This window comes from Enterococcus sp. AZ101 (assembly GCF_050499005.1).
Classification (GTDB): Bacteria; Bacillota; Bacilli; order Lactobacillales; family Enterococcaceae; genus Enterococcus_L; species Enterococcus_L ureilyticus.
The window spans coordinates 1,709,236-1,725,058 of record NZ_JBMHEZ010000001.1 but is presented as its reverse complement, the minus strand read 5'-3'; the positions used below and the strand labels follow the sequence as shown (position 1 = coordinate 1,725,058).

The window sequence follows — 15,823 nt, the reverse complement described above, 5'->3', positions numbered from 1 at the left end:
GGGTGCAGCAAGATGGATATTTTGATCAAACAAGCAAGATTAAGTGATAATGAAGAGTTACAGGATTTAGGGATTAAAGACGGAAAAATTGTTGCTATTTCAGGAGATTTAACGGATAAGGCTGTCACAGTAATTGAAGCTCAAGGCCGAGTTCTGATACCTGGTTTAGTAGAAAGTCACATTCACTTAGATAAAGCGCTGATTGCAGATAGAAGACCAAATAAATCAGGGACTTTACAAGAAGCAATCAAAGTGACAGCTGCTTTAAAGCCAACATTTACTGAAACTGATATTTATCATCGAGCAAAAACTGCTTTGGAAATGATTATTTCTCATGGTGTGACCGCTGTTAGAACACACGCAGAATTTGATCCAGCTCAAGGCTTTTCCGGATTTAAAACAATTATGAAACTAAAGGAAGAGTATCGAGATCTAATCGATATGCAAGTTGTCGCTTTTCCGCAAGAAGGAATTTTTAAAGCATCCGGGACAGAAAAAATGATGTATGAAGCAATGGAAATGGGGGCTGATGTTGTCGGCGGCATCCCCTATAATGATGCACCTGCGGATAAACATATCGATTTAGTTTTTGAGATTGCCAAGAAATATGATAAAGATATTGACTTACATCAAGATTTTAGTGACGAAGCCACAGATATTTCAATAGAATACTTGTGCAAGAAAACAATTACTGAAAACTATCAAGGGAGAGTTTCTGTAGGACACTTAACCGCACTTCATGCTTTGAAACCTGAGCGGTTAAAGGACATTTTAGTATTGATGTCTGAAGCACAAATCAGCGTGATGGCCTTACCAGCAACAGATTTACATTTAGGTGCTAGAAATGATGCATACAATGTTAGAAGAGCTGTGACTCCTATCAGAAAACTCCGTGATGCAGGTGTTAACGTTTGCCTTGCAACAAATAATATTCGTAATGCATTTACACCTTATGGAAATGGTGATTTAATGCAAATTGCAATGTTAGCCATTCCTGTAGGACATCTAGGGGGCGCAGATGACTTACCAACCGTTTTACCTATGATCACAGAGAATCCAGCAAAAGCAATTGGACTCTCAAATTATGGTATTCAAGTTGGTAATAATGCGGATTTAGTTTTGTTAGATACGAAAGTCATGGCCGATGCGATCATCGATATTCCTGAACGAAATTATGTAATAAAAAACGGAAAGATCACAGTTGAAGTAAAAAAAGAAGTGACTATTTTTAAATAATCATGAACAAACAACAATCTTATGAGCATTAGAAAAAATTAGCTTTTTGTTTTTCTAAACTTTCATTTAACGAAGTAACAATAATTATATTATGTAAACTAATTTTCGGATACTCCCGATTATTCTCAATTAAAGTATTTAATTGAGAATAATCACTCAAATCACTTGTTATTTCATACCTTTATATGATACTCTTTATTATATAATAAATAATATTGGAGGTATATGAAATGAAAGTTATCGTTTTAGGTTCATCGCATGGAGGTTATGAGGCTGTTGAAGAATTATTAAATCTACACCCAGATGCAGAAATCCAATGGTACGAAAAGGGAGATTTTATTTCATTCTTATCTTGTGGTATGCAGCTTTATCTAGAAGGAAAAGTAAAAGATGTAAACGCAGTTCGATATATGACTGGTGAAAAAATGGAAAGCAGAGGTGTGAATGTTTTTTCAAATACAGAAATCACTGCAATCAAAACAGATGCTCATCAAGTTGTAGTCAAAGATTTATTAACAGATACTGAGCGTATTGAAAACTATGATAAATTAATTATCAGTCCAGGAGCAGTTCCATTCGAATTAGATGTACCTGGTAAAGATCTAGAAAATATTTACTTAATGCGCGGCAGAAAATGGGCAATCAAATTAAAAGCAAAAACAGTTGATCCAACTATCAATAATGTTGTTGTTATCGGAAGTGGCTATATCGGTATTGAAGCGGCCGAATCATTTGCTAAAGCTGGTAAAAACGTAACGGTTATTGATATTTTAGACCGACCGTTAGGCGTTTATTTAGACAAAGAGTTTACTGATGTGTTAACAGAAGAAATGGAAGCGAACAATATCAATGTAGTAACAAATGAAACAGTTCAAAGTTACAAAGGTGAGGGAACAGTCAATAAGGTAGTAACTGATAAAGCCGAGTATGATGCTGATCTTGTCGTTGTAGCAGTGGGTGTCCGCCCTAATACAGGTTGGTTGAAAGATACATTAGACCTACATCCTAATGGACTAATCAAAACAGATGAGTACATGCAAACAAGCGCTCCTGATGTTTTTGCTGTCGGAGATGCAACATTGATAAAATATAATCCAGGTGAAACAGAAGTCAACATTGCTCTAGCAACCAATGCTAGAAAGCAAGGACGATTTGCAGTGAAAAATTTACTGGCGCCAGTAAAACCTTTCCCTGGTATTCAAGGATCATCTGGATTAGCTGTTTTTGACTATAAATTTGCTTCAACAGGAATCAATGAAGAAATGGCTAAGAAGTTAAATAAAACAACTAAATCAACTTTAGTTGTTGAAGATTATTTGATGGATTTCAACCCGGATAAACAAAAGGCTTGGTTTAAATTAGTATATGATCCTGAAACAACCCAAATTCTTGGGGCACAGTTGATGTCAAAAGCTGACTTAACAGCGAACATCAATGCGATTTCACTTGCAATCAAGGCGAAAATGACGATTGAAGACTTAGCTTATGCTGACTTTTTCTTCCAACCCTCATTTGATAAACCTTGGAATATCATTAATACAGCTGCCCTAACAGCTTTGAAAAATGAACAATAAATAATTTGAAAAAGTTTGCAGAGAAGTAATTTTCTGTAGACTTTTTTTATATCTTCAAAAATGGTATGATTTAGAAAATAACTAGAATTGGTGGATAAAATAATGGCAATTAAATTAAAAAAAATGACTGTAACTGATTTTGAAAAATACTTATCATTTGCGATTAAAGACTATGCTCAAGATAAAATCATAGCAGGAACTTGGAATGAAGCCGACGCAATTTCATTAGCCACAAAAAGTTTTAATGAGCTTTTACCAAAAGGCAAGGATACTAATAATGAGTATCTTTATTCGATTGAAGAGAACGCTCTCGATGAAAAAGTTGGTTTTTTGTGGGTTCATATCAATAAAACGTTGCAAGACTCAAAATTCTTTATTTATGATTTCATCATATTTGATGAATTTAGGAATCAAGGTTATGGTAGACAAACCATTGCTTGTCTAGAAGAAAAAGCCAAAGAGATGGACGTTTCACAAATTGATTTACACGTTTTTGCTCATAATGGGGGAGCTATTCATTTATATGAAAAAACAGGGTTTGTAGCAACTGATATCAGCATGTCTAAACAAATAAACTGAAAAGCGTCTGTTTATTTCAAAGGAGTTACAGTTATGAATCAACATCCAAGCCATAAAATCATGAATGAAATAATCAACAGACAATGGAAGGATCACTCCATTTATGCAGCTATAGTAAATGAAAAAATGGAAATCATCACTACTGGAAAAACAACAGTTTCTGAAGATCATGACCCAACAGCTCATGCTGAAATCAATGCAATTAGAAGTGCTTGTAAAATTCTAGAAACAGCCAGTTTACCAAGAGGATACTGGCTATATTCCACTTTCGAACCTTGTCCGCTTTGTTCTGCAGCAGCTGTTTGGGCTGGTCTTGATGGTATCGTTTATGCAAATGATCCAAGATTTAAAGGTTCTTTACCAAACTGGTCGTTTATTAAATGTAGGACTATCCTTAAACAAGGTAGAGACATTCATCACGTTCAACTGATTGAAAATTTTATGCTCGATAAAATAAAAGACTATTTTACAAGGCATTTATAAAAAACTTTTTCAATCTAAAGAAATCACAAAGGTTAGGAGTAGAAAACTCAATGTACTATGCGAATGAAAATATAAAACTTTATTATGAAATTATTGGTGAGGGACATCCTTTACTCATTCTTCACGGTTTTTCAATTGATCACAGGGGTGTGAAGGGAATTGTCGAAGAATCTATCGATCCTAATAAGTATCAGCGAATTTATATTGATTTACCAGGGATGGGACAGTCGCCTACTCCGACTAAAATGATCAATGCTGATGATTTAGTTACTAGTTTATTGGAATTCTTAGATTTTCTTATCGGTAATCAATCATTCTCATTGCTAGGATATTCTTACGGTGGTTATCTGTGCTTGGGGATGATGAAGAAGCTTTCCAATCAAGTAAAAAGTTTAGTCTTATTAGCTCCCGTTATAAAAGCAAATTCAGCAGATCGGACATTGCCAGAGAAACCATCAAAACAACTCCATTCATTTGAGATTGCTAATAACCCTATTTTCGATCAATATAAGCATTCAGTTGTCAATGTAACCGAAGAGGGATATGAAAGGTACATCAATGAAATTTATTGCGGACTCAACATTGGTGATCATGATTTTCAAAAGTCTTTTCAAGAGAGTGGGTATAGCTTAAGTTTCGAAAAAAGTCTTTTAGCTAATGCTATTGAATGTGACAGCTTGATTATTTTAGGAGCACAAGATATGACAGTTGGCTTTCAAGATATTTTAAACTATAGAAGTATGTTTTCAAAAGGTAGCTTTATTATTATTGAAACGGCTGGACATAATTTACAGATAGATGAACGGAAGCAAGTTAAAGAGCAGCTCAAACGTTTTTGGGTTGTAGATTAAATATTTTTGATACCCTGTTTTAAGAACTGAAAACTAGATAGATACTGGCTGCCAGTCGTGCACGTTATGACATAGTTTAACGAACTCAACCGACCTATGACTAAAGTGCTAAAGCACCATTTGGTAATCAGTATCACATAATTGCATCCGTTTCGACAAAACGAACACTGCTGAACTCCTTGGACAATAAAAAGTTCAGCAGTTATTCTTTCTCGTTTTATAGGAAATAAATAAATATACCTAAAAGACTGTTTTCCTATCATAAATATAGTTTTTTTCGAATTTTTTGATAAAAATAAACAGCTTGTTGTGGCAAACTAATCTAATAAAGAGCTATAATTTATCAAAACTAAAGAAAAAAACTGTAGAACAAATCAACAAGCAATTAAATGAAGTGACCCAAACTATAGAATAAAAACTATACTAGCCTATGGGCGTTGCCTTATGGTCTTTTTTAATCTGTAATGATATAAAATAAATTTCAACCTGTATAAGGGGAATCGTATTTTAAAAAAATATTCTTGTTTTTGGAGTTATTCCTATGATTGGAATAAGATGAAAGTGATAAAAGTTTATGGTTACTACATTCTATAGTCTAATCAGTACATCGGAAGATTCTAGGTTAGCATCAGAGGGGATGTTATTACGTATGAATCGAAATACCAGAAAGGCTAAAGAATTAGAACTCTAACTACTTTGTATAATGTATATTATGTCAACTAGAATAGAAAATAATAAAATGAATCCTATCACCTTCACGAACAAAACGAAAAATAACCATCACGTCTATTTTCACAGATGGTTATTTTTCGTTTTAAAATGTTATGACAGAACCGTTAAATATAGACATAAATACATAAATTATCAATAACACGATTATGAAAAGAAGATAATGAATCGTATCTTATTAGCTTTTCATCTCATAAAATTGGGGATAACAATCTTGAAAAGTTTTGTTTAAATCGTAACCAATGAGACTGTTCTTGAATAATTTTATCGGTCAACAAGGTGCTTTTGGCCATATCTTGTTCAACTATTTGAGTTAATTTCCAAGCAATTCGTGTATCGTAAATAAATGTACTCACTTCAAAATTCAATGCATAGCTTCTAATATCTTGATTGGTTGTCCCGACCATGCAGATTTCATTATCAATAATCATCGTTTTAGCATGCAGGAAACCATTCTCGTACATATAAATCTTGATTCCTCGTTTATGCAGATAATTTGCATAATATTGTGTAGCACGATAAATAAATGGATGATCTGGCATGCATGGGATCATAATTCGAACATCAATACCAGAGCGAACGGCAATCAATAAGGCATTGATCATACTATCATCAGGTATCAAATACGGCGTTTGGATCCAAACGGATTTCTCAGCTGATAAAATCATTTTAATAAAACCGCTTTTCAAAATTTCTTCTTCAGAGTCTGGGCCATCTGAAACAACTTGCAATGACAAATCGCCTAATTCATGATCTTCAGCAATCTGAAAATAGTTTTCTAAATAATCCATTTTATCTGTTTGAAGCTGAACCGAAGCATTCCAGTCCATAATGAAAATTTCTTGAAGTGAAAAGACTGAAGTTCCGACTAAGCGAATATGCGTATCACGCCAATAGCCAAATTTTTTACTATCACCTAAATATTGGTCTCCAACGTTGAATCCCCCAGTCCACCCTATTTTACCATCGATCACAACGATTTTTCTATGCAAATGATAGTTTAAGCGAGTTTTACTGATCATATTCTTCGAGGTGATAAAGGGAGTTACTTTACCACCTAAAGCAACAAATGAGGCAAAAAATTTCTTGTTTGCTCCTGGAGATCCCCACGGATCATAGATCAAATGAACAGATACTCCCTCTTTGACTTTCTCTCCTAATATGTCTAAAAACTGATTACCAATGCGATCGTTAAAAAAAGAATAGTATTCAACGTGAACGGTTTCTTTAGCTTGGCGAATATCTTCAAATAAAGCTTCAAATTTTTCTTTGCCATCAGTATAAATGTTTAAACTATTTCGTTTGCTTAGTGGTGATGCATCCATATTTCTAAAATATTTATTCAGGACACGTGCATCGGTTAATAAATTGATATCTAATTTTCCGTCAGACTTTAGATTATCTTGATCAACCATTCTTTTGATTTCAGAAATTTTTTCTTTGTCATGGGCTGTTAGGTTAAAAACTTTTTGCCCATTGATTCCTCTGCCACAAAATATATAAATGATAAAGCCAATCCCAGGTAAAAATAATAACGTCATAATCCACGCTAAAACACTTGAAATACTTCGTGGTTTCCTAAAAACAGTGATCAGTGCTGCTGTTGTATTTAATAACAATAAACCAACAAGTATGAAGATAAAAATTTGCATCAGATTTCATTTCTCCCTTAAATTACGTAATATATTGATTATAGCAAAAACTATTGATTCATCCAACAAATAACGATAGCTAAAAAGTTGGTAATCAGTATTCAACGATTTCATTTAATTTTAGCTTTCCCTATTCTAATTCTTCCAATCTTGTACTATAATATGCTGATACTTGGAAAAGAGGGATTAATAAAAATGGATATCAAAATGCTTCTTACAATATTTGTAGTTAACTTTTCTTATATTACGTTAAATACGATCCGTTTTATGCTGACTATGAAAGGGTATCGTTTGATTGCGCCACTAGTTAGTATGGCTGAAATAACTATTTATGTCTTAGGCCTTAGCATGGTTCTTAATCGTTTAGATAATCCACTAAATTTGGTTGTTTATGCTTTAGGGTACGCTGTTGGGATTAGTGTGGGCATCAAAATCGAAGATTATTTGGCCCTGGGTTATATCATGGTTACAGCCATCCTACCCTCTTCCACTGAGCAACTGAATTTACCGGAAATTTTACGTGATCATGGGTATGGTGTCACACAAAGCTTTGGTGAAGGTCGTGAGGGCGAACGGATGATATTAGAGATTCTTTCACCGCGCAAAAATGAACGTAGCCTTTATAAACTAATCAATGAAAAAGAGCCTAGAGCTTTTATTATCTCGTATGAACCTAAGTTTATTTCCGGTGGTTTTTGGACTAAGAAGGTTCGTAAAAGAAATACCTAATCAACTAACGTCTCTTCACTTTTAATACATCAAGAGACGTTAGTTGAGTTTCAAGTTTAAAGTTTACATAATAAATTTATTGTAACTTAAAACTTGAAATACTGAATAGATTTCTGATCTGGAAAACAAGTAGTAAAGAGAATACTATAGCATTGCATTTTATAATATTCACGTTGATTAACATCTTCAATTGTTCCCCACAATAAGTTCAATTCTACTTTTAGTTTATCCAAAGTATGTTGGGTTTCTCTTAAAATTTCGATAGCATCCAAACAAACTGCTGTTAATGATAATTGCCCATCCGCACCTCTTAGCAGATCTTCCGTTGTTAACAGCGCTTCTTCGAAAATAGTTTGTTTTCTTACTCTAGATGGATTTCGCTTAACGGATCGAATCACTTTTTGAATTTGAGTGATAAAATAATTGATATCCACATCGCCAATGAGACGTTGTAACTGATTAAACTGTTCAGGAAGTACTTGTCTTTTTGAGAGTATGTTGAAATAGTTTGCAAAGTCTAATGGAATCAAGTCGTCTTGGTATATAGAGACAAATTGTAATGCGCTGTTTCCTGCCTCTCTTTTGCGAAAAAGTGGAAAATTATCTGAAGAAGATACAACGCCAAAAAAATATTCTTTTTGTTCTTCTTCAAAAAACAACCTCCATAACCATTGCCCAAAAATAAAATAATTCGTTTGTAAGGTACTTTCATTTGTCAGGATTTGCAATGTATTTATTATTGAATGAGGAATTTGTATATTTTTTTCTGTGGAATAGATAGGAAATGTTAAAGTATATCTTCTATTTTTTCGTTCCACTAGACCATACTTGATTAATTTATCTAAATATAATTCTATGTTGTCATCAGTGGGAATAGTTGCTTTTATTTGGCGTAAAATAATTTCTGTATCTTTATGATCAAAAAGATAACGCACTATTTTTTTGAATAAAGGATCGAAAATAATGTTATCAAACTTGCTATCAAATTTTTTTGCTGAAAAATAATAGGTCGTATTTGTCACGGTCCACTCACTCTTTCTGTACATTAAATAAAATAAAACTACAGCTGGAGTAATTAAGACGCCACCTGTAGTTTTATTTAAAAGGCTAAATCAAATGTAACTTTCTAACTAAATGCTTCAGTTAATTGAGGAACAACTTGTTTTTTACGAGAAACGACACCATTCAAGAATGTGCGGTTGTTGTCTAGTTTCACGTTGAAAGCAGCTTCTACTTTGTCAATTGAATCTCCGATAACTAATAGCTCAGAATCGCTGTTTAAAATATTTGTAATGATCAATACGAACAGGTCATAACCATTTACAGCATTTGCGTTATTAATTGCAGCTTCTAGTTCTGCTTGGCGGTCTAGTACTTCATTTAGGTCAACTGTATTGATTTGAGCGATACGAACGTTTTTATCGCCCATTGGGAAACTTTTAGCATCTAAATCTAATAATGTTTCAGCTGATTTATCACTCAAATTCGTACCAGCTTTTAACATATCTAAACCATAGCCATCCAAATTGATGTCTGCGATGTCTGCTAGCTCATTGGCTGCGTCGATATCTTCTTGAGTACAGGTTGGTGATTTGAATAATAAAGTGTCTGAAATGATTGCTGATACCATCATTCCGGCAATTGGTTTTGGAATAGTAATATTGTTTTCTTTAAACATTTTTAAGACGATCGTACTTGTACAGCCTACTGGCTCGGCACGATAATACAAAGGATCTGCTGTTTCGAAATTTGCAATACGATGATGATCAACGACTGCAAGGATATTTAATTCAGAAATATCTGAAATGCTTTGTTGAAATTCATTGTGATCGACAAGCATTACTTGATTTGTTTCCGCTGCAGCACTTTCTACGATTCTTGGCACATCGACATTGAAGTAGTCTAATGCATATTGTGTTTCTTCGCTAGGTGTACCCAATGCTACTGGTTCTGTATCTTTCCCTAGTTCTTTTTGTAAATATGCAAAGCTAATTGCTGCTCCAATTGCATCTGTATCAGGATTTTGGTGTCCAAAAACAAGAATTTTTGACATAATTTTAATTCACTCCTTATTTTTTCTTCATTACTAATAATAACAAAAAATAGAAAAGAAACAACAATAATTGTCGCTCTTTTCTATTTTTCTAAACTATCTTGCTGCATATCCTTGATAGTCATTGACATGAAGCAGTTTCTTCGCATTTGCTACGCGTTCTTCTTTAGGTGGTTCGATCCCATCTAATGGATACTGTAAACCTAATTCATCCCATTTGTACTTACCCATTGTATGATACGGTAACACTTCAACCTTATCGACATTCTTCAGAGTTTTAATAAAGGTGTCTAAACGAATTAAATAGTCATCATAATCGCTACGCTCTGGAACTAGAACGTGACGAATCCAAACAGGCTTGCCAATTTCAGAAAGATATTGAGCCATTTCGAGAATATTTTCATTACCTAATGAAGTTAGTAACTTGTGCTGTTCATTATCAATATGTTTAATGTCAAATAACAACAAGTCAGTATAGTTCATTAATTCTTCAAATTCACTAAAAAAAGGTTCTTCTCTTGTGAATGGTTTGCCGCAAGTATCGATTGTCGTATGTATACCTTTTTCTTTGGCCTTTTTAAATAAGTCAGTTAAAAACTCTAATTGAAGTAATGGTTCGCCACCACTGACAGTGATCCCACCTTTTTCCCCCCAATAAGAACGATATTTAATTGCTTCATCTAAAACTTCATCAGTTGTGACTTCACGTCCACCAGAACCAATTTTCCAAGTATCTGGGTTATGACAAAATTGGCAGCGCATGCGGCACCCTTGTGTAAATACGATAAATCGAACACCGGGTCCATCAACGGTCCCAAAATTTTCTGTAGAGTGAATTCTACCGATAACTGGAGTTGTCATTGTTCGTTCCTCATTTCTTTTAAAAAAAGGGCTGACACGAGGTCAACCCTTCAATTGTTTGTTTATTATAGTCTGTCGTGTGAAGTTCTTGAAATAACGTCTGCTTGTTGTTCAGGAGTTAAATCACGGAATTTCACGGCATATCCAGATACTCGGATTGTTAAGTTCGGGTATTTTTCCGGATGAGCTTGTGCATCTAACAATAATTCGTTTGTGAATACATTAACGTTCAAGTGATAACCACCTTTATCAAAGTAGCCATCCATTACGTTACGCAAGTTATCGATTCTTGTATCATCGTCTTTACCTAAACCATTAGGATTGATAGTTTGTGTGTTAGAAATTCCATCTAATGCACTTGTATATTCTAATCTAGCAGTTGAGTTAAGTGATGCTAACAGGCCATTTTTCTCACCTAAGAATTTACCATCTTGGTAACTTGGGTTAGCACCAGGAGCTAATGGTTTACCAGCGCGACGTCCGTCTGGTGTGTTACCAGTTGCTTTACCGTAAACAACGTTTGAAGTGATTGTTAATAGTGATGTTGTAGGTTTCGCATTACGGTACGTATGTTGACGTCTGATTTGAGTCATAAAGTATTCAAGAATCCAGTTAGCCATTGCATCTGCTTCTTCATTATCGTTACCATAAGTTGGGAACTCATTTTGAGGAACATAATCAATTGCTAAACCATCTTCGTCACGAATTACTTGTACATTACCATGTTTGATTGCCATTACTGAGTCAGCAGCATGTGAAATCCCTGCAATACCAGTTGCAAATGTGCGTTGTAAGTTGCTTTCCATGAAGGCTAATTGTGCTGCTTCATAAGAATATTTATCATGCATATAGTGGATAACATTTAAAGTATTTACATATAATTCAGCTAACCAATCCATAATATCTTTATAACGATCAATGAATTCGTTATAGTCTAAAGTATCACCTGTCATCGGGCGGAATTTAGGAGCTACTTGCATTTTAGTTTTTTCGTCTACACCACCGTTGATTGCGTAAAGAACCGCTTTTGCTAAGTTCGCACGAGCACCGAAGAATTGCATATCTTTACCCATCACTGTTGCAGACACACAACATGCGATTGCGCAGTCGTCAGATCCCCAGTTAGCGCGTAATAAGTCATCATTTTCGAATTGGATAGATGAACTTTGTTTTGCGATTTTAGAGGCAAACGTTCTAAATCCAACTGGTAAATGTGAAGAATATAACACAGTCAAGTTAGGTTCAGGAGATGGACCCATGTTTGTTAGTGTGTGTAAGATTCGGAAATCATTTTTAGTTACTAATGAACGTCCATCCAAGCCCATACCAGCGATTGATAATGTAGCCCAAATTGGATAACCTGAGAATAATTGGTTGTATTCAGGTGTACGAGCAAATTTAACCATACGTAATTTCATGATTAAGTGATCGATCATTTCTTGTGCTTCAAATTCAGTGATCACACCTGCTTCTAAATCACGTTGAATATAGATATCTAAGAATGCAGAGATACGTCCGATAGACATCGCTGCACCGTTTTGTGATTTGATGGCACCTAAGTAACCAAAGTATAACCATTGAATTGCTTCTTTAGCGTTTGCTGCTGGTTTTGAGATATCGAAACCGTAAGTTGAAGCCATTTCTTTAAGATCGGCCATCGCTCTGATTTGTTCAGAAATTTCTTCTCTTAAGCGAATCACGTCATCTGTCATTACTTTATTACCAGTATTACTTAAGTCTTTTTTCTTCTCAGTAATCAAGAAATCCATACCATATAATGCAATACGACGATAGTCACCGATGATACGGCCACGACCATAAGCATCTGGAAGACCTGTGATGATTTTGTTTTTACGAGCGGATCTCATTTCTGGAGTATAGGCATCAAAAACACCTTGGTTGTGAGTTTTTCTCCATTCAGAAAAGATCTTAGACATTTCTGGGTCTACTTCGTAACCATTTGAAGTCAAAGAGTTGTTAGCCATGTTAATGCCACCAAAAGGCATGAATGCTTGTTTCAATGGTACATCTGTTTGTAAACCTACGATTGTTTCTTCTTCTTTGATTAAATATCCAGGTTCATGAGAAGTTACTGTTGCAGGAATATTTGTGTCCATATCGTACACGCCATTTTTTTCATGTTGTACTTCAAATAATTCCTGTAATTTTGTCCATAACTTGTCTGTGCTAGGTGCGATTGGCTCTAGAAAAGAATCATCACCTGTGTACTCAGTGTAGTTTCTTTGAATAAAGTCACGCGTGTCTACTGATGTTTGCCATTTTTCGCCTTTAAAGCCTTTCCATTGCTCCATTTTGGGGCCTCCTTAGTATGCTGAAATCTATTGTAACAGCTTTATGTGATTAGTATAACACATAGTCGTTTTTATGCAAGCCTTTCCTTAATAATTTTTGAGCTAATTAGCGATTCTTTCATTAAAATCCATCAGAAAAACCTATTTAACAGCGTTTTATCTTTGTGATGTATTTAACTAATTTATTATATAAAAAGATAAATAGTAAGAAATCTGTAATATAAAAAGAGATTTCTGTACTAGTACAGAAACCTCTTTTTGCTAATTCTATAGAACAGCTTACTTGTTTAATTAGAATTTTCTGCTGATTTTTGTTCTAATTCAGCAGTATGCATTTCATGAACTTCTAAAATTTCACCGTCTTGTTTTTCATCAAGCATGAAAGAACCATTGGATGTTCGATCATTAATTGGATACTTTTCAGAATCAAGTGTGTATTGTTTGCCGTTTTGTGTCGTAACTAATAATTCTAACGGGCTACTTTCTGACATAAAGGTTACACGATGGGGATTTTTTTTCAATTCTCTAAGAACCATTAGGCCACGTTTAGCACGACCTAATTGCGGTAATTCTTGGGCAAGCATCCGTTTGATGCTTCCTCGTTGAGTCAAAATCACAATCGGTGTATCTCCGTCTTCATGAACAAGCAATCCATTGACTACATAGTCTTGATCTTTTAGATTCATCGCTTTGACACCTGCTGCTTTTGCGCCCACTACGGGTACTTCGTCTAGTGGATATCGTAAGCCAAAACCACGATGACTAACTAAAAAGACATCTAAAACTTTCTGTTCATTCGTTAGGTAAACATTTACGATTTCATCGGAATCAGATTTCAATTTCATACAGTTAGTTGGACGACTCTTATAGGTTCTCCAAGGTTCAAAATCAGTCATCTTACTTTGCTTGATCATACCTTCTTTTGTCATAAAGACAAACGTTTTCGTTGGTGAAAGTTCTTTGTAAGTATAAACAGCGATGATTGATTCATCTACTGAAAGATTTAAAATGGCTTGAGAAATATGTTCTCCTATTTCCTTCCATCTTAGATCTGGAAGTTCGTGGATTGGTCGATAGATCACATTGGCTTTATTTGTAATTAATAAAATATGATCTAATGTGTTGACTTCACCAGTATAAAGAAGGAAATCTCCTTCTTTCATCCCGACTTCTTCTGGTTTTGATGCACTATAGGAACGTAAGCTACTGCGTTTGATGTATCCTTCATGAGTTACAGTGACAATTACATCTTCTTGGGCAATCAAAACTTTGGTATCAATCTTGATTTCTTGGATCTCATCTTCGATCTTAGTTAAGCGAGGATTGCCATATTGTTTTTTGACTTCACGCAATTCTTTTTTCATTACGTTGAATAATTCTTTTTCATCGCTTAGGATTTTAGTTAATTCAGTAACGAGCTGATTTAGCTCATCAGCTTCTTTTTCAAGTTGAGTGATATCTGTATTGGTTAAACGATACAATTGTAATGTTACAATGGCTTCAGCTTGTTCCTCTGTGAAGGCGTAGGCTTTCACTAAGTTCATCTTCGCATCTTTTTTATCTTTACTACCGCGTATTGTTTCGATCACTTTATCTAAAATTGACAACGCTTTGATTAAGCCTGCAACAATATGCTGCCGTTTTTTGGCTTTGTTCAGTTCAAATTGACTTCGGTTTGTGATCACTTGTTTACGGTGAGCAATATAGCTGTCTAAAATTCGTTTTAACCCAACTTGTTGGGGGGTCATATTATCGATTGCAACCATATTGAAATTATAATTGATTTGAAGCTCGGTATTTTTGAAAAGATAATTTAGAATCCCTTCAGCGTTGGTATCTTTTTTCAATTCGATAGCAATCTGTAAGCCTGTACGGTCACTCTCGTCGCGAACTTCAGCAATACCGTCGATTTTTTTATTTAAGCGAACTTCATCCATCTTTTTAACTAAGGTAGCTTTGTTGACCTCATAAGGAATCTCGGTCACAATAATTTGCTGTTTGCCGCCTTTTAAAGATTCGATTCTGGTTTTTGAGCGCAGAATCACTTTTCCACGACCTGTTTCATAGGCTTTTTTGATTTCTTCTTTTCCTTGTAAGATACCACCTGTTGGGAAATCAGGTCCTGGAATGAATTCCAGTAGTTTATCTAAGGTTGCATTAGGATGATCAATCAAATAAATCGTACCATCGATGATTTCTGCTAAATTATGTGTCGGAATTTCCGTTGCATACCCTGCTGAAATCCCTGTAGAACCATTGACTAGTAGATTAGGATATTTCGCTGGTAAAACAGTAGGTTCTTTTTCCGTATCATCAAAGTTCCAAACAAAATCGACCGTTTCTTTTTCGATGTCTTTCAGTAACTCGCCGCTTAATTCAGATAAACGAGCTTCTGTATAACGCATCGCAGCTGGCGGATCCCCATCCATACTCCCATTATTTCCGTGCATTTCGATCAGAACTTCTCGAAGTTTCCAGTCTTGACTTAAGCGCACCATCGCTTCGTAAATACTGCTATCACCATGGGGATGATAATTCCCCATGATATTTCCGACAGATTTAGCGGATTTTCTAAAGCTTTTTTCAAACGTATTACCATCTTTGTTCATGGAGAATAAAATTCTACGTTGTACTGGTTTTAACCCATCACGAATATCTGGTAGGGCACGTTCTTGAATGATATATTTGGAATATCTTCCAAAACGATCGCCCATTACTTCTTCAAGTGTTAATTCTTGAATATCTTGGCGTTTTTCCAAATTCG

General features: G+C 34.8%; 12 protein-coding genes. 6 read left to right on the top strand and 6 right to left on the bottom strand.

Translation table 11 applies throughout. From position 1 onward, the window contains the following. Positions 1 to 12 precede the first annotated feature (12 nt). The 5 genes from IGJ50_RS08155 (at position 13) to IGJ50_RS08135 (ending at position 4,723) form a co-directional block, all read left to right on the top strand. Positions 13 to 1,236, top strand: a complete 1,224-nt coding sequence (locus IGJ50_RS08155) for an amidohydrolase family protein (RefSeq protein ID WP_429949816.1) — start codon at positions 13 to 15, stop codon at positions 1,234 to 1,236. A 230-nt stretch (positions 1,237 to 1,466) separates the two neighbouring features. Continuing rightward, positions 1,467 to 2,810, top strand: a complete 1,344-nt coding sequence (locus tag IGJ50_RS08150) for an FAD-dependent oxidoreductase (protein WP_069641382.1) — start codon at positions 1,467 to 1,469, stop codon at positions 2,808 to 2,810. A gap of 102 nt (positions 2,811 to 2,912) precedes the next feature. After that, complete coding sequence (locus IGJ50_RS08145; RefSeq protein WP_429949814.1) at positions 2,913 to 3,389, top strand: GNAT family N-acetyltransferase; 477 nt, start codon at positions 2,913 to 2,915, stop codon at positions 3,387 to 3,389. A gap of 33 nt (positions 3,390 to 3,422) precedes the next feature. Continuing rightward, positions 3,423 to 3,872, top strand: a complete 450-nt coding sequence (locus IGJ50_RS08140) for a nucleoside deaminase (RefSeq protein WP_429949812.1) — start codon at positions 3,423 to 3,425, stop codon at positions 3,870 to 3,872. Positions 3,873 to 3,922: 50 nt separating this feature from the next. Then, positions 3,923 to 4,723 carry an alpha/beta fold hydrolase gene (locus IGJ50_RS08135; protein ID WP_429949810.1) on the top strand — a complete coding sequence of 267 codons (801 nt, stop codon included), beginning with the start codon at positions 3,923 to 3,925 and terminating at the stop codon, positions 4,721 to 4,723. A 920-nt stretch (positions 4,724 to 5,643) separates the two neighbouring features. Here IGJ50_RS08135 and cls read toward each other — a convergent pair. Further along, entirely contained in the window at positions 5,644 to 7,104 is a 1,461-nt protein-coding gene (gene cls, locus IGJ50_RS08130) for a cardiolipin synthase (protein ID WP_069641384.1), read from the bottom strand. Between the two features lie 189 nt (positions 7,105 to 7,293). Here cls and IGJ50_RS08125 point away from each other — a divergent pair, with 189 nt between their 5' ends. Beyond that, the gene (locus IGJ50_RS08125) at positions 7,294 to 7,833 is read left to right on the top strand and encodes a DUF2179 domain-containing protein (RefSeq protein ID WP_100630374.1); all 540 of its coding nucleotides are present in this window, start codon (positions 7,294 to 7,296) and stop codon (positions 7,831 to 7,833) included. A gap of 86 nt (positions 7,834 to 7,919) precedes the next feature. On the opposite strand, the gene IGJ50_RS08120 is transcribed toward IGJ50_RS08125, so the two are convergent. The 5 genes from IGJ50_RS08120 to parC all read right to left on the bottom strand — a co-directional run bounded on the left by IGJ50_RS08120 (position 7,920) and on the right by parC (position 15,818). Beyond that, complete coding sequence (locus tag IGJ50_RS08120; protein WP_429949808.1) at positions 7,920 to 8,855, bottom strand: DUF1803 domain-containing protein; 936 nt, start codon at positions 8,853 to 8,855, stop codon at positions 7,920 to 7,922. A 104-nt stretch (positions 8,856 to 8,959) separates the two neighbouring features. Continuing rightward, entirely contained in the window at positions 8,960 to 9,886 is a 927-nt protein-coding gene (locus IGJ50_RS08115) for a manganese-dependent inorganic pyrophosphatase (RefSeq protein WP_429949806.1), read from the bottom strand. A gap of 96 nt (positions 9,887 to 9,982) precedes the next feature. Next, positions 9,983 to 10,747: a pyruvate formate-lyase-activating protein gene (pflA, locus tag IGJ50_RS08110; RefSeq protein ID WP_207120344.1), complete on the bottom strand. Its 765-nt coding sequence runs from the start codon at positions 10,745 to 10,747 to the stop codon at positions 9,983 to 9,985. A 65-nt stretch (positions 10,748 to 10,812) separates the two neighbouring features. After that, complete coding sequence (gene pflB, locus IGJ50_RS08105; protein ID WP_069641389.1) at positions 10,813 to 13,059, bottom strand: formate C-acetyltransferase; 2,247 nt, start codon at positions 13,057 to 13,059, stop codon at positions 10,813 to 10,815. A gap of 287 nt (positions 13,060 to 13,346) precedes the next feature. Further along, positions 13,347 to 15,818 (bottom strand): DNA topoisomerase IV subunit A, encoded by a 2,472-nt coding sequence (gene parC, locus IGJ50_RS08100; RefSeq protein ID WP_429949804.1) that lies wholly within the window; start codon positions 15,816 to 15,818, stop codon positions 13,347 to 13,349. Positions 15,819 to 15,823 lie beyond the last annotated feature (5 nt).